The following is a 22,285-nucleotide window of genomic DNA, read 5'->3' on the forward strand; positions in this document are numbered from 1 at the left end:
AGGGTGAACGATGAAGTGCCGCGAATTTCGGCTAACGGCGCGCATTGTACGGAGCGAACGAAGGGTAAACATTCGATTTGCCCGCAACTCCGATTCGGGTCGCATTTCGCCCACAGCATGCCACGTCAGCCTTTCGCTATGTTTCAGTCGCGGCAGTTGTACCCGTATTGAAGGAATCGGGCCGGCAATTAGGGCTACAATGCCGTCGAACGTCTATTCTAATCCGCCCTCCGAAGCCCGCCTTATGTCGACTCCCGTCAATAGCAAACTCCGCGAAGCCGCCCTCGATTACCACGAGTTCCCCACCCCCGGGAAGATCGCGATCGCCCCGACCAAGCAGATGATCAACCAGCGCGACCTTGCGCTGGCGTACTCGCCTGGCGTCGCGTTCGCGTGCGAGGAAATCGTCGAAAACCCGTTGAACGCCGCGCGCTTCACCGCGCGCAGCAACCTGGTCGGCGTCGTCACGAACGGCACCGCGGTGCTCGGTCTCGGCAACATCGGACCGCTCGCCTCGAAGCCGGTCATGGAAGGCAAGGCCGTCCTGTTCAAGAAATTCGCCGGCATCGACGTGTTCGATATCGAGCTGAACGAGTCCGATCCGCACAAGCTGGTCGACGTGATCGCGGCGCTGGAGCCGACTTTCGGCGGTATCAACCTTGAAGACATCAAGGCGCCGGACTGCTTCATCGTCGAACGCGAATGCCGCAAGCGCATGAAGATTCCGGTCTTCCACGACGACCAGCACGGCACGGCGATCGTCGTCGCGGCGGCCATCACCAACGGTTTGAAGGTGGTCGGCAAGGACATCAAGGAGGTCAAGCTAGTCTCCTCGGGCGCGGGCGCGGCGGCGCTGGCCTGTCTGGATCTGCTGGTCGACATCGGCCTGCCGCTCGAAAACATCACCGTCACCGATCTGGCCGGCGTGGTCTACAAAGGCCGTGTCGAACTGATGGACCCGGACAAGGAGCGCTTCGCGCGTGAAACGGACGCCCGCACGCTCGCCGAAGCCATCGGCGGCGCGGACGTTTTCCTCGGTCTGTCGGCCGGCGGCGTGCTCAAGCAGGACATGGTCAAGCAGATGGCGGACAAGCCGCTGATTCTGGCGCTGGCCAACCCGACGCCGGAAATCCTGCCGGAACTGGCGCTGGAAGTGCGTCCGGACGCCGTGCTGTGCACCGGCCGCACCGACTACCCGAACCAGGTGAACAACGTGCTGGTGTTCCCGTTCCTGTTCCGCGGCGCGCTGGATGCGGGCGCGACGACGGTGACGCGGGAAATGGAAATCGCGGCGGTCAACGCGATCGCCGAGCTGGCGCGCCAGGAGCAGAGCGACATCGTCGCGACGGCGTATGGCATTCAGGATCTCTCGTTCGGTCCGGAATACCTGATTCCGAAGCCGTTCGACCCGCGCCTGATCGTCAAGGTCGCGCCGGCCGTCGCGAAGGCCGCGATGGATTCGGGCGTCGCCGAGCGTCCGATCGAGGACATGGAAGCCTACGAACAGCATCTGCAGCAGTTCGTGTATCACAGCGGCACGACCATGAAGCCGATTTTCCAGCTCGCGCGCGGCGTCGAGCCGGAGAAGAAGCGCATCGTGTTCGCGGAAGGCGAAGAAGAGCGCGTGCTGCGCGCAATGCAGATCATCGTCGACGAAAAGCTGGCCAAGCCGATCCTGATCGGCCGTCCGGCGGTGATCGAGCAGCGTATTGCGCGCTACGGTCTGCGTCTGATCGCGGGGCAGGACTACACGGTCGTCAACACCGACCACGACGAGCGTTATCGCGACTTCTGGCAGGAATATCACAAGATGATGTCGCGCAAGGGCATCAGCGCGCAGATGGCGAAGCTCGAAATGCGCCGCCGCACCACGCTGATCGGCGCGATGCTGGTGGAAAAGGGCGAGGCCGACGGCATGATCTGCGGCACGGTGTCGACCACGCATCGTCATCTGCACTTCATCGATCAGGTGATCGGCAAGAAGGAAGGCGCGAAGGTTTACGCGGCGATGAACGCGCTGGTGTTGCCGAACCGCCAGATTTTCCTGGTCGATACGCACGTGAACGTCGATCCGACGCCGGAGCAACTGGCCGAAATCACGATCATGGCGGCTGAAGAAGTACGCCGCTTTGGTATCGAGCCGAAGATCGCGCTGCTGTCGCATTCGAACTTCGGCACGAGCAACGCGCCGACCGCGCAGAAGATGCGCGACACGCTGGCGATCCTGCGCGAACGCGCGCCGGACCTGCAGGTGGACGGCGAAATGCACGGCGACATCGCGCTCGACGCGAATCTGCGCCGCGAAGTGATGCCCGACTCGACGCTCGAAGGCGACGCCAATCTGCTGGTGCTGCCGAACATCGACGCCGCCAACATCTCGTACAACCTGCTGAAGACCGCCGCGGGCAATAACATCGCGATTGGTCCGATGCTGCTCGGCGCAGCCAAGCCGGTGCACGTGCTGACGGCTTCGGCAACGGTGCGCCGGATCGTCAACATGACGGCGCTGCTGGTGGCGGATGTGATCGCGGCCCGTTAATCCGCGATCCAGACGAAGCATGGCGCCGGCTTGAAGGCCGTGCGCCATGCAAAAAAAAGGCGCGCCCGCAACGGGCACGCCTTAGGGTGAACTGGGGATTGCCACCCAAGAAAAACGGCAAGTCAGAAAATTCCGCCTCGGAACGCTCAAGGGCTCATCGCCCTTGCCACGGGAACTCGAACTGTCTGCAGATTCGTGCAAAGCGGCCTGGCATCCGCTCCCCACTTGCCTGCTTTCACACCTATTCGCACCGTTGAGATCAAGTTTAGCTTGCCTGAGCTAAACAATCTGTCAAAAGTCGTCAAAGCCGCGCCAGTGGCTGTTTCGCACCTCATCTGAGGATTTCGCCCGCCCGGCGAGCGTTGATTCCGGGGGCTATTAGCGATACCCTTACGACTTTCATGGTCGTCAAACTCGTGATCTAACAGCGGGGAACCCTGATACATGGCACGCAAGTGGCAGCGCATGAAAGGCGTGCTGATCGGTGCTATTACGCTGGGCGTTTTATCCGGCCCCGTGCCTGGCGCGTTTGCGCGCGACTCCACGGCACCCGTCGACACGAACGCGCAGTTGCAGGGCACCATCGCGCTGGCGCAGTTGCCACGCGAAGCGGTCAATACATTGAACTTGATTGCCGCAGGCGGGCCTTACCCGTATGAGAAGGACGGCATCGTATTCGGCAATCGCGAACGGTTGCTGCCGGCCCATCGGCGCGGCTATTACCACGAATACACCGTTCCCACGCCTCGCTCACGTAACCGCGGGGCGCGTCGCATCGTCTGCGGAGGTCCGCTGAAGCGAACCGACAATTGTTATTACTCGGACGACCACTACACCAGTTTTAATCGTATTGTTGAATGACATCGGGATGAACGGCATGAGCGACAACGTCTACGCGCACGACTCCGGAGTCGCGACGGATCTTTTCGCGGCCGGCGACGGCAATTTGTTCCAACGCGTCATGCAGATGCGAGCCGGCGATCAGGGCCGCGAGAACCAGAGCGAAGCAGGCACTGTGGTTTCATCGAACGAGGAACCCATGAGTCTTTTCAAGACCGTACGACCGAACATCGTACAGTCGATCCGCGCGTTCCGCGTGCAGGATCTCGCCGACGAGGCCAACCAGCTCGGCCAGCACTTTCTCTACGCGTATTGCGCCAACGCGCAGTCCAAGCAGGAAGTGCTCGAAACTATCGCGACCTCGTTCCTGTTTCCGAAACATTTCGGCAAGAATTACGACGCGTTGTACGACTGCCTGACCGATCTGGTTCAGAAGGCGGGTACGCAGCCGGGCTTTGTGATCGTGCTCGAGCAATTGCCGGTCGCCCAGAAGTTCGACAAGGAAGGGCGCGAGACGCTGCTGGACGTGTTCCGCGAAGCCGCCGAGTTCTGGGCCGAGCGCAAAGTGGCGTTCCGGGTGTTTTACTCGTTCGCTTGAGTTTTTTGCCCGCGCGTTGCGCGCTTAGGCTAAATGAGAAAGGCCCGCCAATCGGCGGGCCTTTGCTTTTGGCGCGAATGTCGAGATGGGCTTGCCGCCCTTAATCAAGACGGCCAGCGCGCTACGCAAGCGTCTTACCAGCCGCCCCAGCCGGCCGCCAGCGCCGAGAGAACGGCGATGCCGGCAGTTTCGGTGCGCATCACGCGCGGGCCGAGGCCGACGGCGGTAAACCCGTGGGCGGCCGCGGCTGCTTCCTCGGTCGCGGAAAAGCCGCCTTCCGGGCCCACCAGCACTGTCACGCGTCCTTTCGGCGGTTCGGAGGGCAACGCGGAAAAGCTGATGCTGGCGCGCGGCGAGAGCAGAATGCGCAGGTCGCCTTCCTCAGGCGTGCGGGGCATCGAGCCGAGCCAGGTGGCGATCTCGCGCACCGGCATCACTTCCGGCAGGCGATTGCGCCCGCACTGTTCACACGACGCCCGCACGATGCCTTGCCAATGCGCATGGCGGCGCTGCGCGCGATCGCCGGAAAGACGCACGACGCTGCGCGTGGTGGTCAACGGCACGAAGCTGGACGCGCCCAGTTCGACCGCTTTTTCGATCAGCCAGTCCATCTTGTCGCCGCCGGCAATGCCCTGCGCGAGCGTGAGGCGATAGGGTGCCTCGACCTCGATATCGCGAAATTCGCGGATTTTCACCATGGCTGAGCGCCTTTCGACTTCGACGAGTTCGGCGCTGTATTCACCGCCTTCGCCGTTGAAAAGGACGATCGAATCGCCTGGCTGCAGGCGCAGCACGAGCACATGCCGAACGACGTCATCGGGAAGCGGCAAGACGTCCTCGGGCTGGAGAGGCGTACCGACGAAAAAGCGGGGCATCAGAAAAATACTCATTGGTTCACGAAAGGTGGCGAGCGAGCGCCCAGCGGTAGCCGTCCAGATCTTCGACCTGGGCGAAGCGGTCGCCCCAGAACTGATCCTGTGGCTCGCTCAGCGACTTTGCGCCGGCGGCCAGCGCCCGCGCATAAATCGCGTCGACATCGTCGACATAGACATAGAACGATTGCGGTGCGATTGCGCCCGCGCTTTTGGGTGTTTTCGCGGCCGAGCCGAACGCGCCTTCCGGAGCGAACATCACAATCAACTGGCCTTGATAGGTCATCTCGACATGCATGACGACACCGTCGTCTTGGACACTGTCACGCACTTCGAAGCCGAACGCCGCTGTGAAGAACGCGGATGCGGCACGTGCGTCGCGCACCGTCAGATAGGGGGTCAACCAGGGCACACCGGCTGGGCGGGAGGCGGTCATGCGATTCTCCGGATCGATGGGGTTGGCGGGGCACGTGCTGCGAGTCCAGGTGGACGTTTGCGTATCGTCATGCCGATAGCGCAGTCCGACGGAATCGTGCATTTTGCCCACGCGTTAGCTTGATGGCTTTAAGAATTGACTTAGTTTATCTTGCACTGAGCGGGATGCCGAGAAGAGTCCGGCGTGCATGGCCGCGTCGTAATGCATCAGGGTGTCGATTCCTCGGGCGGCGAGGCGGTGCGCGAGCGTATCGACGGAGAGGGCGGCTGGGTCGAGCGTGTCGCTGGCGGCCGCCATCATCCACAGCGAGCCGTATAGCGGCACGAAAGTGCTCATGGTGCGGACGACGGCGAATGCCGCGCTCAGGTCGTCGAGCAGGCGCGCGACGCGTTCGGCATGAAAATACGGCGAGCCGAGATGCACCGAGAGCGCCGCGGTCGGCCTCATGACGCGTTTGAGCCGCCGGTAGAAGGCTTGCGTGTAAAGGCCAGCGGCGGGTGAATCCGGCGGCGTCAGGTCGAACACGACGAGGTCGAACTGCGCCGCCGCGGCTGCCTCGACGTATTGCGCGGCGTCGCCGATTATCAGTTCGACGCGTGGATCGTCGAATGCGCCGCCGTGCACCTCGGGCAAGTATTCGCGCGTCAGACGTACGACTTGCGCGTCCAGCTCCGCTACCACGATCCGTCCGATGCCGGCATGCCTCAGCAATTGCCGCGCGGCGCCGCCATCGCCGCCGCCCAGCACGAGCGCTGCTTGCGGCGACGGATGCGCCAGTGCGGCCGGATGCACCATGCATTCGTGGTAGATGAATTCGTCGCCGGTGGACGTCATCGGACGGCCGTCGAGCGTGAAAAGCCGGCCGAGTTGCGGTGTGTCCCAAACCTCGATCCGCTGATAAGGCGAATCGACGCACGCGAGGCGTTTCGCGTGCGGAAATCCGTAGACGGCGTCGGGACTCGGTCGAAACAGCAGTGGAGCGCTCACGGATGGCGGGCTCCGTTCGGAGCGCGGTGGGTCGAGGTTGAGCAATTGTAAAGGCCGAAGCGCGGCGCGGGTTCGGCCGGCGCAACGTGCCACATGGCCGGACGGCTTTCGGAGCGGGGCGCCGGCAACGTTCTGTTAGAATGTCACGCTTTCAGCCTTGTCCGTTTGCTCTGCCCGTTTCGCGTCTCCTGGCGCCGCACCGTGCGCCAAAGTGAACCGGCATTCGAGCATCCGGGCCTCAAGCGCGCACCGCTTTCTGACTCTGTCTCCGGACTCGACATGACGACCCCGTCTCCCGCACCCACCTCCTTGATGGCCAACGCAATCCGCGCGTTGTCCATGGACGCCGTTCAAAAAGCGAATTCCGGCCACCCCGGCATGCCGATGGGCATGGCCGAAATCGGCGTGGCTTTGTGGTCGCGCCATCTGCGTCACAACCCGAAGAACCCGCAATGGGCCGATCGCGACCGTTTCGTGCTGTCGAACGGCCACGGCTCGATGCTGCTGTACTCGCTGCTGCACCTGACCGGCTACGATCTGCCGATCGACGAGCTGAAGAACTTCCGCCAGATGCATTCCAAGACGCCGGGCCACCCGGAATACGGCATCACGCCGGGCGTCGAAACGACCACCGGCCCGCTCGGCCAGGGTCTGGCGAATGCGGTCGGCATGGCGCTCGCCGAGTCGCTGCTCGCTACCGAATTCAACAAGCCCGACGCGAAGATCGTCGACCACCACACGTACGTGTTCGTCGGCGACGGCTGTCTGATGGAAGGCATCTCGCACGAAGCGGCGTCGCTCGCCGGCGTGCTGAAGCTGAACAAGCTGATCGCGTTCTACGACGACAACGGCATCTCGATCGACGGCGAAGTGGTGCACTGGTTCCACGACGACACGCCGAAGCGCTTCGAAGCGTACGGCTGGAACGTGATCCCGAACGTGGTCGGCCACGACGTCGAAGCAGTGGACGCAGCGATCAAGCAAGCCAGGCAATCCGACAAGCCCACGCTGATCTGCTGCAAGACGGTGATCGGCGAAGGCTCGCCGAACAAGGCCGGCAGCCACGATTCGCACGGCGCGGCGTTGGGCGACAAGGAAGTCGCGGCCACGCGCGAAAAGATCGGCTGGAAGTGGGAGCCGTTTGTGATCCCGCAGGAAGTCTACGCAGCATGGGACGCGAAAGAAGCCGGCGCGCGCAACGAGTCCGAGTGGGACAAGGCGTTCGCCGCGTACGCAGCCAAATACCCGCAGGAAGCCGCTGAATTCAAGCGCCGCGACGCGAAGCAATTGCCCGCCGACTGGAAAGAAAAGGCCAAGGCGATCATCGCCGGCGCGAACGAACGCGCGGAAACCGTCGCGACGCGCAAGGCATCGCAACAGGCTATCGAAGCTTTGTCGGCCGTGCTGCCGGAACTGCTGGGCGGCTCCGCCGACCTGACCGGTTCGAACCTGACCAACTGGAAGGCCGCCAAGCCGGTGCGCGTGAACGCGGAAGGCCAGGCTGCCGGCAACTACGTCAACTACGGCGTGCGCGAATTCGGCATGAGCGCCGCGATCAACGGCGTCGCGCTGCACGGCGGCTTCAAGGCTTTCGGCGGCACGTTCCTGACGTTCTCGGACTACAGCCGCAACGCGCTGCGCGTGGCCGCGCTGATGAAAGCGCCGTCGATCTTCGTGTTCACGCACGACTCGATCGGCCTCGGCGAAGACGGCCCGACTCACCAGTCCATCGAACACGTTGCAAGCCTGCGTCTGATTCCGCACCTGCAAGTGTGGCGTCCCGCTGATACCGTTGAGACTGCGGTGGCCTGGACCCACGCCGTCGAACATCATGGCCCGTCGGCGCTGATCTTCAGCCGTCAGAACCTGCCGTTCTCGGAGCGCACGGATGCGCAGATCGCCAACATCGAGAAGGGTGGTTACGTGCTGCGCGACTGGAACGACGAAATCGTCGCGCGCAAGATCATCCTGATCGCCACCGGTTCGGAAGTCGAACTGGCGCTGAACGCGGTCGAGCCGCTGGCGCGCGAAGGCATCGCGGCGCGCGTCGTGTCCATGCCGTCGACCACCGTGTTCGATAAGCAGGACGCCGAGTACCGCGAACGCGTGCTGCCGCAAGGTGTGCGCCGCGTCGCGATCGAAGCGGGCGTAACGGATTTCTGGCGCAAGTACGTGGGTCTGGAGGGCGGCGTGGTCGGCATCGACACGTTCGGCGAATCGGCCCCGGCGGGCGTGCTGTTCAAGCATTTCGGCTTCACCGTCGAGCACGTGGTAGAGACGGCAAAAGCCGCCCTCGGCTGATCCTGAACAAGCGTTGCCGCTGGCGTGCGAACGCGCGGCAACGCTGTCAGTCAGACGAACTGGACGAATTTTTTTCAGCCATCAGGAGATAGACCATGACGATTCGCGTCGCAATCAACGGCTACGGCCGGATCGGCCGCAACACGCTGCGCGCCTTCTATGAAAACGGCAAGAAGCACGATATCGAAATCGTCGCCATCAACGATCTCGGCGATGCCAAGACCAACGCTCACCTGACGCAATACGACACGGCGCACGGCAAGTTCCCGGGCGAAGTGTCGGTGGACGGCGACTACCTCGTTGTCAACGGCGACAAGATCCGCGTGCTGGCCAACCGCAACCCGGCTGAACTGCCGTGGGGCGAACTGAACGTCGACGTCGTGCTGGAATGCACGGGCTTTTTCACGACCAAGGAAAAGGCGAGCGCGCACATCAAGGGCGGCGCGAAGAAAGTGATCATCTCGGCGCCGGGCGGCAAGGACGTCGACGCCACGATCGTCTACGGCGTGAACCACCACGTGCTGAAGGCATCGGACACGGTGATCTCGAACGCGTCATGCACGACGAACTGCCTGGCACCGCTCGTCAAGCCGCTGAACGACAAGATCGGTCTGGTGAACGGTCTGATGACCACGATCCACGCGTACACGAACGATCAGGTTCTGACCGATGTGTATCACGAAGACCTGCGCCGCGCGCGCTCGGCCACGCACAGCCAGATCCCGACCAAGACTGGCGCGGCTTCGGCTGTCGGCCTGGTGCTGCCGGAACTGAACGGCAAGCTGGACGGCTACGCGATTCGTGTTCCGACGATCAACGTGTCGGTCGTCGATCTGTCGTTCATCGCCGCGCGCGACACGACGGTCGAAGAAGTCAACGCGATCATGAAGGAAGCGTCGGAAGGCTCGCTGAAGGGCATCCTCGGTTACAACGAGGCACCGCTGGTGTCGATCGACTTCAACCACAACCCGGCTTCGTCGACGTTCGACGCGACGCTGACCAAGGTGTCGGGCCGTCTGGTGAAGGTGTCGAGCTGGTACGACAACGAGTGGGGCTTCTCGAACCGCATGCTGGATACGGCTGTGGCGCTGGCCAACGCGAAGTAACTGACTGCGCCTCGCGCGCATTACGCCCTGCAAAGCCGGCTTCGCGCCGGCGGTGGCTGGGCAAAGAAAAACCGCTCTTCGGAGCGGTTTTTTTTCGCCTACGCCTGCGGTTGCGCTTGCGGCGTCGGGAAATAAACGCCGGCGCGCTGCGCGGCGTTCGAAATATGCGTCTCGATGGCTTTGCCGGCCGCGGCGGAATCGCGCGCCTTGAGCGCATCCAGAATCACACGATGCTCGTTGTACGTGGACAGCACCAGTTCGCGCCGGTAGAACGGCATGCGCTGGCTCTCCTTCATGATTTCCGCGCTGCTGCTTAGAATCGATTCGATCGCCGCGTTGCCGGCAATGCTGACGATACGCATGTGGAAGTCGTAGTCGAGGCGGGCGGCTTCGTCGAGTTCGTCGCAGGCGAGCGCCGTTTGCATGGCCGTGATGTTCTCTTCGAACCAGGCGAGGTCGGACTCGCTGACCGCCAGCGCCGCCATGCGCGCTATAAAGCCTTCCAGCGCAAAGCGCATCTGATAGGTGTCCGGCAGCGATGACTGCTCCGCGAAGCGCCATGCATGCGCGGCCGAGGCCTGCGCGCTTTCCACATACACGCCCTTACCGGGCCTGATCACCAGCAAACCGAGCGCTTCGAGCGTGGAAAGCGCTTCGCGCAACGACGCGCGGCTGATCGCGAGTTCTTCGGAGAGCTGACGCTGCGCCGGCAGCAAACTGCCCACGGGATAGGCGCCCGCTTCGATCCGTTCGCGGATGGTCGCGATGGCGGCATCGGTAACGGTATGCGGGACGTTTTTCATCGTTAGCTCATTATGGAAGCGCGGTCTGACCAGCATTGTAATGCGTGGTCTGAACGCTCGTACGACTTGTCACTCGTCGCCGCTGATCCGGCCCGAAACCGCCACAAAAACAGCGGGTAAACACCGTTCCATGAATCCTTGACGTCAGTATATCGGCTTCCTACTATTCGAGATAACAGCACTGGTCGGACCAGTCTGAACAGATGTGAATCGCAACCAGGAGGAAGCCGTGTTGAAATTTTTCAATTCGCTGTTTGGCCGGGTCGTCATAGCGCTAGTGGCGGGCATCGTGGTCGGCGCCGTTTTTCCGCATTTCGCCCAATCGCTGCGCCCGCTCGGCGACGGCTTTCTCAAGCTGATCAAGATGGTGATCGGGCCCATTGTCTTTTGCGTGGTGGTCAGCGGCATGGCGCATGCCGGCGACTTGCGCAAGGTAGGGCGCGTCGGCCTGAAGGCCGTGATCTACTTCGAGGTGATGACGACGATCGCGCTCGTGATCGGCGCGATTCTCGCGTATGTCACGCGTCCGGGCGTCGGCATGAACATCGATCTGCACTCGCTGGATCCGGCCTCGCTCTCGACCTACACCGAGCACGCGAAAAGCCTCAAGGACACGGCCGGCTTTCTGCTGAAGATCATCCCTGACACGGCGATCAACGCGTTCGCCACCGGCGACATTCTGCAAATCCTGGTGTTTTCGGTGCTGTTCGGCTCGGCGCTGTCGCTGCTCGGCAATAAGGCGCAGCGCGTGAGCAGTCTGATCGACGAACTGTCGCAAGTGTTTTTCCGCATAATGGGCTTCATCATCAAGCTCGCGCCGCTCGGCGTGCTCGGCGCGATCGCGTTCACCACCGGCACGTACGGCGTCGAGTCGCTCAAGCAGCTTGGCATGCTGGTGCTCGTGTTCTATCTGAGCTGCTTCGTGTTCGTCGCCGTCGTGCTGGGCGTCGTCATGCGGCTCGCGGGCTTCAGCATCTTCAAGCTGATTCGCTACCTGCGCGAAGAACTGTCGATCGTGCTCGGCACCGCTTCGTCGGACGCCGTGCTGCCGCAGATCATGCGCAAGCTCGAATGGATGGGCGTGAAGGACTCGACCGTCGGTCTCGTTATCCCGACTGGCTACTCGTTCAATCTCGACGGCTTCTCCATCTATCTCACGCTCGCGGTCATCTTCATCGCGCAGGCCACCAACACGCCGTTGTCCATGCATGACCTGATCGTGGTGGTGCTGGTGTCGCTGGTGACGTCGAAGGGCGCGCACGGCATTCCCGGCTCGGCGATCGTAATTCTGGCCGCCACGTTGTCCGCGATTCCGGCGATCCCCGTACTCGGCCTCGTGCTGATCCTGCCGGTCGACTGGTTCGTCGGCATTGCCCGCGCGCTGACCAACCTGATCGGCAACTGCGTGGCGACGGTGGTGGTCGCCGTGTGGGAAAACGATATCGACCGGGCGCGCGCCCACCGCGTGCTGAATCGCGATGCGGCTTTGCGCTACGTACCGGCCGGCGAAGATGCCGAACCCGCTGCCGCCGGCGAGCACGCTCCGGCTGTCTGAACCTGAGAAACCTCATTAGAAACCGCGCGCCATCGCAGCGCGCTCCCAGCGCCGGCAGTTCCGAAGAACGCCGGCACGCCTTCACTTTTCGCTGCCTGACCGAGACTAGAGACTATGGCTAATCCGATCCTCGACCCCAACGCTCCCGCTTTCACGCGCCGCTACATGAACCTCGCCGATCCGCGTCTGGGTGCGAAGGCGCTCTTCGCCAGCGACGAATTCTTCGCGCCGAAAGAACGCATGCTGGAGCCGCAGCCGGCGGTGTTCATCCCCGGCAAATACGACGACCACGGCAAGTGGATGGACGGCTGGGAAACCCGCCGCAAGCGCACCACCGGCCACGACTATTGCGTGATCCGCCTCGCGCATCCGGGCGTAGTGCACGGCGTGGATCTCGATACGAGCCACTTCACCGGCAACTTCCCGCCGGCGGCGTCGATCGACGCCTGCTACGCGGACGGCGACGTGCCGCCCGATAACGCCGACTGGCAAACGCTCGTGCCGGCCACCACGCTGCAGGGCAATCAACACCACTACATCGACGTGAGCGACGCGCGCGCCTTCACGCATCTGCGCGTGAATCTGTATCCGGACGGCGGCCTCGCGCGTCTACGCGTGTACGGCCAGCCGAAGCGCGATTGGGAGCGCGTGGAGCGCGGCACGTTGCTGGATCTGGCGGCGATCGAGAACGGCGCGTACCTGGTCGCGGCGAACAACCAGCACTTCGGGCCGGCCTCGCAGATGCTGATGCCCGGCCGCGGCGTCAACATGGGCGACGGCTGGGAAACCCGGCGCCGTCGCGAGCCGGGCAACGACTGGGCGATCGTCGCGTTGGCGCGGCCGGGCGTGATCCGCAAGATCGAAGTGGATACAGCGCACTTCAAGGGCAATTTCCCGGACCGCTGTTCGCTGCAAGCCGCGTCGGTGACGGGCGGCACGGACGATTCGCTCATCACGCAGGCCATGTTCTGGCCGGTGCTGCTCGGCGAACAGAAACTGCAGATGGACCACGTCCACACCTTCGCGGACAACCTCGCCGCGCTGGGCCCGGTCACGCATGTTCGTTTCAATATCTTTCCTGACGGCGGCGTGTCGCGCCTGCGCCTGTGGGGCGAAATCGCATAGCGGAGTGGCGTCGATGAAGACATTGCAGTTGGAACGCCTCACGCGCGCGGCCTTCGCGCCGTTCGGCGACGTGATCGAACTGGACGGCGCGCGGCATTTCGCCATCAACGGCGGCACGACCGAGCGCTATCACGATCTGGCCAGCGTCGACGTGACGGAGAACGGCGGCCGGCCGCTGATCAACCTGTTCCGCGCGCAGCCGCGCGCTCTGCCGGTCGAGATCACGATGATGGAGCGGCATCCGCTCGGCAGTCAGGCTTTCATTCCCTTAACTGCGGGGCGTTATCTGGTGGTGGTCGCGCCGGCTGGCGAGTTCGATCCGACGCAGATGCGCGCCTTCTGGACCGACGCGTGGCAGGGCGTGAACTATGCGAAAGGCGTCTGGCATCACCCGTTGCTCGCGCTCGACCGGGTGAGCGATTTCGTGGTGGTCGATCGTGGTGGCGAGCAGCCTAATTGCGACGAATTGTCATTGGCGGAGCCGTGGCAACTGACGTTCGAACCCAGCGCAGAACTGGTGGAATAGGGTCGCAACCGCTCCCGCAAAAACACCGCCGCGGATGCAAAAAGACCCGGCCGATTCGCATCGGCCGGGTCTTTTTTTGCCCGCCTGACCGCGCACCCCAGCGCGGCCGACACCGCGTCAATGCTTGCGATGCGGGCAGTTTTCCTTGGTGCAGGCGCCGTACAGCGCCAAAGCGTGTTCCTGCAGCTTGAAGCCGCGTTCTTTCGCGATGGACTGCTGACGGCTCTCGATTTCCGAGTCGAAAAATTCTTCGACGAGCCCGCAATCGAGGCACACGAGGTGGTCGTGGTGCGACCCTTCGTTCAGTTCGAACACTGCCTTACCCGACTCGAAATTGCTGCGCGAGAGCAGGCCCGCCTGCTCGAATTGCGTCAGCACGCGATACACGGTTGCAAGACCGATATCGAGTTCTTCGTGCAGCAGGTTGCGGTACACGTCTTCGGCCGTCAGGTGGCGCACCGGGCTGTGCTGGAAAATCTCAAGGATTTTGAGGCGCGGAAGGGTCGCCTTGAGCCCGATATTCTTGAGATCGGTTGGATTGGTCATGACAAGGGATCCCTAGAGTACAATGCTGGGCTCTCATAGTAATGTGTTTTTGCCGTTCTCTGGTCATCTTCGATGGAATGAAACTCGCGCGGCTCGTCAGCGGGCCCGCACGGTGAGTGAAATGATTTCAAAATCTCAATTGATCTACCGGGGGAGCCGCATGCGGGGTACCTTGATCGCTGTTGCGACTGTCGCGGTTCTTGCCGGATGTTCCACTTACGACAGCCTGACGCAGCGTATTGCCCAAAGCATCACGCCGTACCGCATTACAGTGGTGCAAGGCAATTTCGTCTCGAAAGAAGCGGCTGCACAGATGCAGGTCGGCTTGTCCCGTGCGCAGGTCAAACAGCTGCTCGGCACGCCGCTCCTGGCCGACATGTTCCACGCGGATCGCTGGGACTACGTGTTCTATTTCAAGCGCGGCTCGACTAGCGTCGTGCAGCAGCGCGACTTTGTAGTCATGTTCGCCGGCGACCGCGTCGCCAGCTGGTCGGGTGGCGAAGATCTGCCGTCCAACCTCGAGTTGCTGGCTGAAATCGACGGCGACAAGCTCGGCAAGAAGAAGGCCGCAGCGGCCGTGGCGAGCGGTGCAAGTGGCGCAAGTGGCGCAAGTGGCGCAAGTGGCGCAAGCGCGCCGCAGGCTGCTGCAGCGCCGGCAACGCTGGACACCACGCGTTTGCCGTCTGTCGCCGGCGCCACCGCAGCAGGCGTTCCGTCCACGGACGCCAACGCCGAAGCCGCGCAAGCCGCCAATCGTGCGACCAATGCGGTGCAGTTGTCGCCCAATGCGCGTCCGAGCGTGCCGAGCGCGCCGACCGCCAACGGCGGCGGCATTCCGCAGCAAAGCCCGACCGCCGCGGGCCAGCCGCAGTTCCAGTTCCACCGTCCGCCGCCGCCGCAAAATCCGGGTACGGACAACAGCAATCCGGTTGGACCGACGGGCCCGCAAAGCAGCAACGGCGGCCCGACGTACAACGCGCCGCTGACCTCTGCTCCAGCTTCGGGAACGGGCGGCTAATCTCGCTGTCCGTGTGTTAAGACGGGCGCTGCGCGCGGGCAACCGCACCGCGCAACGCGTCCGTCCGGTTCTTCGTTTTTTCAGTCATGCGCGGCGCCCGGGTGTGCTGCCCACCGCCGCTTTCGCCCGCCCTTGCCGGGTTGTGCCTTTCGAACCCTCGTAGCCATGAAAATTGCCATTGCTGGCGCATCGGGCCGTATGGGCCGCATGCTCATCGAAACAGTCCTCAACGATTCCGACGCCACGCTGTCCGGCGCGCTCGACCGCGCGGGCTCCCCGCAACTCGGTCAGGACGCCGGCGCATTTCTGGGCAAACAGACGGGCGTCGTGTTGACCGACGACGTCGAGCGCGTGTTCGCCGAATCCGATTACCTGATCGACTTCACGCGCCCGGAAGGCACGCTGATGCATCTCGAAGCGGCCCAGCGTCACAACGTCAAAATGGTGATCGGCACGACTGGCTTCGACAACGAGCAGAAGGCGCAGCTGCGCGCCGCGGCGGACAAGATCGCCATCATGTTCTCGGCGAACATGAGCGTGGGCGTGAACGTCACGCTGAAGCTGCTCGAATTCGCGGCCAAGCATTTCGCGACCGGCTACGACATTGAAATCATCGAGGCGCATCACCGTCACAAGGTCGACGCGCCGTCCGGCACCGCGTTGGTCATGGGCGAGGTGATCGCCAACGCGCTCGGCCGCAATCTCGACGACTGCGCGGTCTACAGCCGCGAAGGCGTGACCGGCGAACGCGACCCGTCCACGATCGGTTTTTCGGCGATTCGCGGCGGTGATATCGTCGGCGACCATACGGTGCTGTTCGCGGGCATCGGCGAGCGCATCGAAATCACGCACAAATCGGCGAGCCGTCTGTCGTATGCACAAGGCGCGCTTCGTGCTGTGCGTTTCCTCGAAGGCCACGCGACCGGCCTCTTCGACATGCAGGACGTGCTCGGTCTGCGCTGAGCATTTCCTGAGCGAACTTCAGGGGCATTGCGCCCCGTGTTCGCGCCCCTGAAATCACAACTCCATGGCGAGGTCAGATGGCAGGCAGCAGCGGCATCATCCATTACCTGCAAACCAGCGACGCCATCACGCATGGCGTCGCGTACGTGCTGCTGGCCATGTCGATTGCGAGCTGGTGCTTTCTGATCGTCAAAAGCTGGGTTCTTACGCGCGCCAAACGTCAGGCCGCACGCGCTATTGCGCTGTTCTGGCAGGCGCCCACGCTGTCCGAAGGCGTCGCCGCGTTAAAGCGCGCGGACCGCGAGCGCGTCTTCACGCCGCTGGCTGAGGCGGCGCTGCATGCGTCTGAAGTGGACATTCCGGGCGCGCTGCTCGCTCGTGTCGAGCGCGGCGAGCGGGTGCTGCGGGCGTTGCGGCAGGCGCTCAGCGCGTCGCAGCGGCGGCTCGAATTCGGCCAGGTGCTGCTGGCCTCGGTGGGCAGCACGGCGCCGTTCGTCGGCCTGCTCGGCACCGTGTGGGGCATTTATCACGCGCTCGGCAGCATCGCGGCGAGCGGTCAGGCGCAGATCGAAAACGTCGCGGGGCCGGTCGGCGAGGCGCTCATCATGACCGCCTTCGGCCTCGTGGTCGCGATTCCGGCTGTGCTCGCCTACAACGTGCTCGGGCGGATGGTGCGGCAGTTGTCGGAGGAACTCGACGGCTTCGCGCACGACCTGCACGCCTACGTATGCGCGCCGGCGGAGCAGGGCCATACGCAGGCGCCGGCGCGGGTCCAGCAGGCCCCGACCCACTAAGCTCGCTCGGGCGGAAGGAGGCGATATGGCATTCGGCGGACTCGAGAAAAAGCAGACGGCCGCGCCCATGGCCGAGATCAACATGACGCCGCTGATCGACGTCATGCTGGTGCTGCTGGTGATTTTTATCATTACCGCGCCTTTATTCACGCACGCGATCCGGCTCGATCTGCCGAAAGTCGCGGCCGCGCCCGCGCGCCAGACGCCGCAAACCATTTCCCTTTCCATCGATGCCGCCGGCAAGCTCTATTGGGACGGCAGCGTGATCACGCTCGAGCAGATGCGCGCGCGCTTCGCGCAAGCGGGCAAGCAGAGCGACCAGCCGGAGATCCAGCTGCGCGCCGAGCGCTCCACGCGCTACGAGGTGATCGCGCAGGTGATGGGCGCGGCGCAGCAGGCCGGTCTCGAGCGGATCGGTTTCGTGACGGATCCGCCGCCGGCCGCAAAGCCGTAGTAGCCCGGATTCTTCGGAACGGGCGGCTAGTGTGGCCGTTGCGCTTCCGAATCGCGTGCGACTTACTTTCGCACCGCGCGCCGCAAATACTTTCCGAGCCGAGCCGAGCCGAGCCGAGCCGAGCCGAGCCGAGCCGAGCCGAGCCGAGCCGAGCCGAGCCGAGCCGAGCCGAGCCGGCTCCCCGCCGACGCATGCAGCACGCCGCGCGGCGGACCCGTCCGCGGACGGTATAATCAGCCCTTTCCCCCGCCGACGGGGAAACGAAGCCATTTCATCCAGCAGAGCACCAAAGCGGCCGGTGCGAAAGCACCGACCCAGCGACTCCATCACACCATGCACGAAAAATACGTTCCCTCCGACGTCGAATCCGCCGCGCAAGGGCAATGGCGCGCCATCGACGCGTACAAGTCGACGGAAACCACCGACAAGCCCAAGTTCTATTGCGTCTCGATGCTGCCGTACCCGTCGGGCAAGCTGCACATGGGTCACGTGCGCAACTACACGATCAACGACGTGATGTACCGCTATCTGCGGATGAACGGCTACAACGTGCTGATGCCGATGGGTTGGGACGCGTTCGGCATGCCGGCGGAAAACGCCGCGATGGCCAACAACGTGCCGCCGGCCAAGTGGACCTACGACAACATCGCTTACATGAAGAAGCAGATGCAGTCCATGGGCCTCGCGATCGACTGGTCGCGCGAAGTCGCAACGTGCAGCCCGGACTACTACAAGTGGAACCAGTGGCTGTTCCTGAAAATGCTGGAAAAGGGCATCGCGTACAAGAAAACCGGCACCGTCAACTGGGATCCGGTCGATCAGACCGTGCTCGCCAACGAGCAGGTGATCGACGGCCGCGGCTGGCGTTCGGGCGCGCTGGTCGAAAAGCGCGAAATCCCGATGTACTACATGCGTATCACGCAGTACGCGGACGAACTGCTGAACGACCTCGAAGGCCTCGGCTGGCCCGAGCGCGTCAAGATCATGCAGCAGAACTGGATCGGCAAGAGCTTCGGCGTGAACTTCGGCTTCCCGTACGAGATCGACGGCGAACAGAAGCTGCTGCGCGTGTTCACCACGCGCGCCGACACGATCATGGGCGTCACGTTCTGCGCGATCGCCGCCGAGCATCCGCTCGCCACGCGTCTCGCGAAAGACAAGCCGGAATTGCAGGCTTTTATCGAGGAATGCAAACGCGGCGGCGTGGCTGAAGCCGACGTCGCGACCATGGAAAAGAAGGGCATGGCGACCGGCTTCTACGTCACGCATCCGCTGACGCAGGAACAGGTCGAAGTGTGGATCGGCAACTACGTGCTGATGAGCTACGGCGAAGGCGCCGTGATGGGCGTGCCGGCGCACGACGAGCGCGACTTCGCGTTCGTGAAGAAATACGGTCTGCCGATCAAGCAGGTGGTCGCGGTTGAAGGCAAGGAATACTCGACCGATGCCTGGCAGGAATGGTACGGCGACAAGACCGGCACGCTGATCAACAGCGGCAAATACGACGGCCTTGGCTATGAAGCAGCGGTGGACCAGATTGCCGCGGACCTGAAGGAACTCGGCCTCGGCGACAAGCAGATCACGTGGCGTCTGCGTGACTGGGGCGTGTCGCGTCAGCGTTACTGGGGCACGCCGATTCCGATCATCCACTGCCCGACGTGCGGCGACGTGCCGGTGCCGGAAAAAGATCTGCCGGTGGTGCTGCCGGAAGACCTCGTGCCGGACGGCACGGGCAATCCGCTCGCCAAGTCCGAAGCGTTCGTGAACTGCACCTGCCCGACCTGCGGCGGCGCGGCCAAACGCGAAACCGACACGATGGACACGTTCGTCGATTCGTCGTGGTACTTCTACCGCTATGCGTCGCCGGATGCGAAGACCATGGTCGACGAGCGCACCGACTACTGGGCGCCGATGGATCAGTACATCGGCGGGATCGAGCACGCGATTCTTCACCTCTTGTACTCGCGCTTCTGGGCGAAGGTGATGCGCGATATGGGTCTCGTCAAATTCAGTGAGCCGGCCAGGAACCTGCTCACGCAGGGCATGGTGCTCAACGAAACGTATTACCGCGAAAACGAAGCGGGCAAGAAGACCTGGTACAACCCGGCCGACGTGACCGTTTCGTTCGACGACAAGGGCCGCCCGGTCGGCGCCGTCTTGAACGAAGACGGTCAGCCGGTCGTGCTCGGCGGCGTCGAGAAAATGTCGAAGTCGAAGAACAACGGCGTCGATCCGCAATTGCTGATCGATCAGCACGGCGCGGACACCGCGCGTCTGTTCGTGATGTTTGCCGCACCGCCGGAGCAGTCGCTCGAATGGTCCGGCTCGGGTGTGGAAGGCGCGAGCCGCTTCCTGCGCCGCGTGTGGAACTTCAGTCAGACGAATGAAGCCGCTTTGCGCCAAGGCGGCAAGTTCGACGCCGCGCAACTCAGCGACGTCGAGAAGACGCTGCGCCGTGAGATCTACAGCGTGCTGAAGCAGGCCGACTTCGATTACCAGCGTCTGCAGTACAACACGGTGGTGTCGGCCGCCATGAAAATGCTCAACGCGCTCGACAGCGCGAAGGGCGCCCGGCCGGCCGTGCTGCGCGAAACGTGCAGCGTGATGCTGCGCGTGCTGTATCCGGTCGTGCCGCACCTCACGTTCCAGTTGTGGCAGGAACTCGGTTACGCCGACGAACTCGGCTCGCTGCTCGACGCGCCGTGGCCGAAGGTCGATGAGAAAGCGCTGGAGCAGTCCGAGATCGAACTCGTGCTGCAAGTGAACGGCAAGGTGCGCGGCGCGATCACGGTGGCGAAAGACGCCACGCGCGAAGCGATCGAACAGCTCGCCGCCGCGCATGAGATGGTCGCGAAGTTCAGCGAAGGCAAGGCGCCGAAGAAGATCGTCGTGGTGCCGGGACGCCTCGTGAACGTAGTCGTGTGAGCATCGACGAAGACATGACAGCAGGCAGGACGCCGCGGCGCATCGCGGCGCTTGTCCGCGCTGCCGAATCTACTGCGAACCAGGAGCCAATGTGACTCGCAGATCGTTTTTGACGCTGGCTTGCAGCGTATTGATGTTGACCGCTTGTGGCTTCCAGTTGCGCGGCCAGCAGAACTACGCATTCAAACGCCTCTATATTGCCGGCGGTTCCGCGGCGGCGGGCGCGCGTCTCGCGCGTATCGTGGAAGGCGGCAGCGACACGGTGGTGGTCACGTCGGTCGCGAATGCCGACGCCACGCTGCAGATCACCGAAGGCCGCGGCATCGGCACGCTGACGCTGAACTCGCTGGGTGTGGTCGAAGAGTATCAATTGAATCTCAACATGAACTATTCGCTGACGGCTAAGGACGGCACGCTGCTGATTCCGCCGAGCGTGATCGCGTTGAACCGCGCGATGACCTATAGCGATCAGTTCTCGCAAGCGAAAGCCTCCGAAAGCGACATTCTCTTCGCCGACATGGAAAGAGACGCGATCGACCAGCTCACGCGCCGTCTGGCCGTCGTGCGCTCGATGCGTCCGGCGCCGGGCGAGGCAGTGCCGTCTGTTGCGCCGCGCGCGCCGTTGCCGCCGCCGCCGCTGTGAGCGTCGTGCTTCGTTCAATGTGCCGCACCTGTTCAACCTCGCCGATCGGTAGCCATGCAACTGCGACTTGACGCGCTCGAAGCGCATCTCGCCAAGGGACTCGCCGGACTGTACGTCGTGTACGGCGACGAGCACCTGCTCGCGCAGGAAGCGTGCGACCGCATCCGCGCCACGGCGCGCGCGGCAGGCTTCACCGACCGCTCGGTGTTCACGGTGGAGCGCGGTTTCGACTGGAGTTCGCTGCTCGGCGCGAGCCAGTCGATGTCGCTGTTCGGCGACCGGCAACTGGTCGAGTTGCGCATTCCATCGGGCAAGCCCGGCAAGGAAGGCGCGGACGCGCTGAAAGCGCTCGCCGCTGCCGTCAATGACGACGTGCTCACCATGATCACACTGCCGCGGCTCGACGCGGCCACGCAGAAGTCGGCGTGGTTCACGGCTTTGTCCGACGCGGGCGTCGCGTTGAAGATCGATCCGGTCGAGCGCGCGCAGTTGCCGAACTGGGTTGGGCAGCGGCTTGCAGCGCAGGGTCAGCGAGTCGCCGCAGGCGAAGAAGGGCGGCGCGCGCTGGCCTTCATCGCCGAGCGCGTGGAAGGTAATCTGCTCGCCGCGCATCAGGAAATACAGAAGCTCGGGCTGCTGTATCCGGCGGGTTCGTTGAGTTTCGAACAGGTTCAGGACGCCGTGCTCAACGTCGCCCGTTACGATGTTTTCAAGCTGAATGAAGCGATGCTGGCTGGCGACGTCGGCCGCTTGTCGCGCATGCTCGACGGCTTGCGTGGCGAAGGCGAGGCCGCGGTGCTGGTTCTGTGGGCGGTGGTCGAAGAAGTGCGCACGCTGCTGCGAATCAAGCGCGGCGTCGCGGCCGGCAAGCCGCTTGCGATGCTGGTGCGCGAGAACCGCGTGTGGGGTCCGCGTGAGCGGCTGATCGGCCCGGCGTTGTCGCGCGTGAGCGAAGGCGCGCTGGAAAAGGCGCTTGCGTTGGCGGCGCGGCTCGATCGTCAGGTGAAGGGGTTGTCGGGCGGCACGCCGGGCAATCATCGCAACGATCCGCCGCCTGATCCGTGGGACGGTCTGTTTGAACTCGCCATGACGGTGGCTTCGCCGAAAACGGCGCCCGTGCCGCCGCCACGACCTCGAAGCTCAGCGGCAGCGGCGCCGGCGCGAAGGCCTGCTTGAACCGCAGCGGCTAGCTCGATGGGCCTGCTGCATGAAGAGCACGAGCCGCTGACGCAAGCGCGCCGAGTCGCGCTCAAG

The 22,285-nt window shown here is 63.5% G+C and carries 20 protein-coding genes; 15 read left to right on the plus strand and 5 right to left on the minus strand.

Going from position 1 to position 22,285, the window contains the following annotated elements; all coding sequences use genetic code 11:
* The first annotated feature begins 199 nt into the window (after positions 1 to 199).
* The 3 genes from PQR54_RS35380 to PQR54_RS35390 all read left to right on the plus strand — a co-directional run bounded on the left by PQR54_RS35380 (position 200) and on the right by PQR54_RS35390 (position 3,977).
* A complete protein-coding gene (locus tag PQR54_RS35380; RefSeq protein WP_012434352.1) occupies positions 200 to 2,539 on the plus strand; it encodes an NADP-dependent malic enzyme in 2,340 nt (779 codons plus the stop codon).
* Positions 2,540 to 2,983: 444 nt separating this feature from the next.
* Entirely contained in the window at positions 2,984 to 3,400 is a 417-nt protein-coding gene (locus PQR54_RS35385; protein ID WP_408253981.1) for a ribonuclease, read from the plus strand.
* Between the two features lie 16 nt (positions 3,401 to 3,416).
* Positions 3,417 to 3,977, plus strand: coding sequence for a barstar family protein (locus tag PQR54_RS35390; protein WP_408253984.1), 561 nt, complete (start codon positions 3,417 to 3,419; stop codon positions 3,975 to 3,977).
* Positions 3,978 to 4,111: 134 nt separating this feature from the next.
* On the opposite strand, the gene PQR54_RS35395 is transcribed toward PQR54_RS35390, so the two are convergent.
* The 3 genes from PQR54_RS35395 to speE form a co-directional block, all read right to left on the minus strand.
* Positions 4,112 to 4,852 carry a 16S rRNA (uracil(1498)-N(3))-methyltransferase gene (locus PQR54_RS35395; protein WP_041759039.1) on the minus strand — a complete coding sequence of 247 codons (741 nt, stop codon included), beginning with the start codon at positions 4,850 to 4,852 and terminating at the stop codon, positions 4,112 to 4,114.
* A 19-nt stretch (positions 4,853 to 4,871) separates the two neighbouring features.
* Complete coding sequence (locus PQR54_RS35400) at positions 4,872 to 5,285, minus strand: VOC family protein (RefSeq protein ID WP_011489849.1); 414 nt, start codon at positions 5,283 to 5,285, stop codon at positions 4,872 to 4,874.
* Between the two features lie 114 nt (positions 5,286 to 5,399).
* Complete coding sequence (gene speE / locus PQR54_RS35405) at positions 5,400 to 6,272, minus strand: polyamine aminopropyltransferase (protein WP_408253987.1); 873 nt, start codon at positions 6,270 to 6,272, stop codon at positions 5,400 to 5,402.
* A gap of 279 nt (positions 6,273 to 6,551) precedes the next feature.
* Between speE and tkt the strand changes: the two genes are divergently transcribed.
* Complete coding sequence (tkt, locus tag PQR54_RS35410; RefSeq protein WP_408253990.1) at positions 6,552 to 8,573, plus strand: transketolase; 2,022 nt, start codon at positions 6,552 to 6,554, stop codon at positions 8,571 to 8,573.
* A gap of 95 nt (positions 8,574 to 8,668) precedes the next feature.
* The gene (gap, locus tag PQR54_RS35415; RefSeq protein WP_035548635.1) at positions 8,669 to 9,679 is read left to right on the plus strand and encodes a type I glyceraldehyde-3-phosphate dehydrogenase; all 1,011 of its coding nucleotides are present in this window, start codon (positions 8,669 to 8,671) and stop codon (positions 9,677 to 9,679) included.
* A 98-nt stretch (positions 9,680 to 9,777) separates the two neighbouring features.
* Here the strand turns inward: gap and PQR54_RS35420 are convergent, their stop codons facing one another.
* Positions 9,778 to 10,482, minus strand: a complete 705-nt coding sequence (locus PQR54_RS35420; protein WP_408253992.1) for a FadR/GntR family transcriptional regulator — start codon at positions 10,480 to 10,482, stop codon at positions 9,778 to 9,780.
* Between the two features lie 229 nt (positions 10,483 to 10,711).
* Between PQR54_RS35420 and PQR54_RS35425 the strand changes: the two genes are divergently transcribed.
* The 3 genes from PQR54_RS35425 to PQR54_RS35435 all read left to right on the plus strand — a co-directional run bounded on the left by PQR54_RS35425 (position 10,712) and on the right by PQR54_RS35435 (position 13,688).
* Complete coding sequence (locus tag PQR54_RS35425) at positions 10,712 to 12,037, plus strand: C4-dicarboxylate transporter DctA (RefSeq protein WP_408253994.1); 1,326 nt, start codon at positions 10,712 to 10,714, stop codon at positions 12,035 to 12,037.
* A gap of 114 nt (positions 12,038 to 12,151) precedes the next feature.
* Positions 12,152 to 13,162 (plus strand): allantoicase, encoded by a 1,011-nt coding sequence (alc, locus tag PQR54_RS35430; protein WP_408253996.1) that lies wholly within the window; start codon positions 12,152 to 12,154, stop codon positions 13,160 to 13,162.
* A gap of 13 nt (positions 13,163 to 13,175) precedes the next feature.
* Positions 13,176 to 13,688: an ureidoglycolate lyase gene (locus PQR54_RS35435; RefSeq protein ID WP_408253999.1), complete on the plus strand. Its 513-nt coding sequence runs from the start codon at positions 13,176 to 13,178 to the stop codon at positions 13,686 to 13,688.
* A gap of 117 nt (positions 13,689 to 13,805) precedes the next feature.
* Here PQR54_RS35435 and fur read toward each other — a convergent pair whose 3' ends face one another.
* A complete protein-coding gene (gene fur / locus PQR54_RS35440; RefSeq protein WP_012434340.1) occupies positions 13,806 to 14,234 on the minus strand; it encodes a ferric iron uptake transcriptional regulator in 429 nt (142 codons plus the stop codon).
* A gap of 160 nt (positions 14,235 to 14,394) precedes the next feature.
* Between fur and PQR54_RS35445 the strand changes: the two genes are divergently transcribed.
* The 7 genes from PQR54_RS35445 to holA all read left to right on the plus strand — a co-directional run bounded on the left by PQR54_RS35445 (position 14,395) and on the right by holA (position 22,207).
* Positions 14,395 to 15,252, plus strand: a complete 858-nt coding sequence (locus PQR54_RS35445; protein WP_408254001.1) for an outer membrane protein assembly factor BamE — start codon at positions 14,395 to 14,397, stop codon at positions 15,250 to 15,252.
* A 165-nt stretch (positions 15,253 to 15,417) separates the two neighbouring features.
* The gene (dapB, locus tag PQR54_RS35450) at positions 15,418 to 16,215 is read left to right on the plus strand and encodes a 4-hydroxy-tetrahydrodipicolinate reductase (RefSeq protein ID WP_408254004.1); all 798 of its coding nucleotides are present in this window, start codon (positions 15,418 to 15,420) and stop codon (positions 16,213 to 16,215) included.
* A 77-nt stretch (positions 16,216 to 16,292) separates the two neighbouring features.
* Positions 16,293 to 17,009, plus strand: coding sequence for a MotA/TolQ/ExbB proton channel family protein (locus PQR54_RS35455; RefSeq protein ID WP_408254007.1), 717 nt, complete (start codon positions 16,293 to 16,295; stop codon positions 17,007 to 17,009).
* A 25-nt stretch (positions 17,010 to 17,034) separates the two neighbouring features.
* Entirely contained in the window at positions 17,035 to 17,463 is a 429-nt protein-coding gene (locus PQR54_RS35460) for an ExbD/TolR family protein (RefSeq protein ID WP_116139124.1), read from the plus strand.
* Positions 17,464 to 17,796: 333 nt separating this feature from the next.
* Positions 17,797 to 20,388, plus strand: a complete 2,592-nt coding sequence (gene leuS / locus PQR54_RS35465) for a leucine--tRNA ligase (RefSeq protein WP_408254010.1) — start codon at positions 17,797 to 17,799, stop codon at positions 20,386 to 20,388.
* Positions 20,389 to 20,479: 91 nt separating this feature from the next.
* Complete coding sequence (locus PQR54_RS35470) at positions 20,480 to 21,031, plus strand: LPS-assembly lipoprotein LptE (protein ID WP_408254012.1); 552 nt, start codon at positions 20,480 to 20,482, stop codon at positions 21,029 to 21,031.
* A 54-nt stretch (positions 21,032 to 21,085) separates the two neighbouring features.
* Positions 21,086 to 22,207 (plus strand): DNA polymerase III subunit delta, encoded by a 1,122-nt coding sequence (gene holA / locus PQR54_RS35475; protein ID WP_408254014.1) that lies wholly within the window; start codon positions 21,086 to 21,088, stop codon positions 22,205 to 22,207.
* The last annotated feature ends 78 nt before the right edge of the window (positions 22,208 to 22,285 follow it).

The organism is Paraburkholderia phytofirmans (assembly GCF_046028095.1).
Lineage (GTDB): Bacteria > Pseudomonadota > Gammaproteobacteria > Burkholderiales > Burkholderiaceae > Paraburkholderia > Paraburkholderia phytofirmans_A.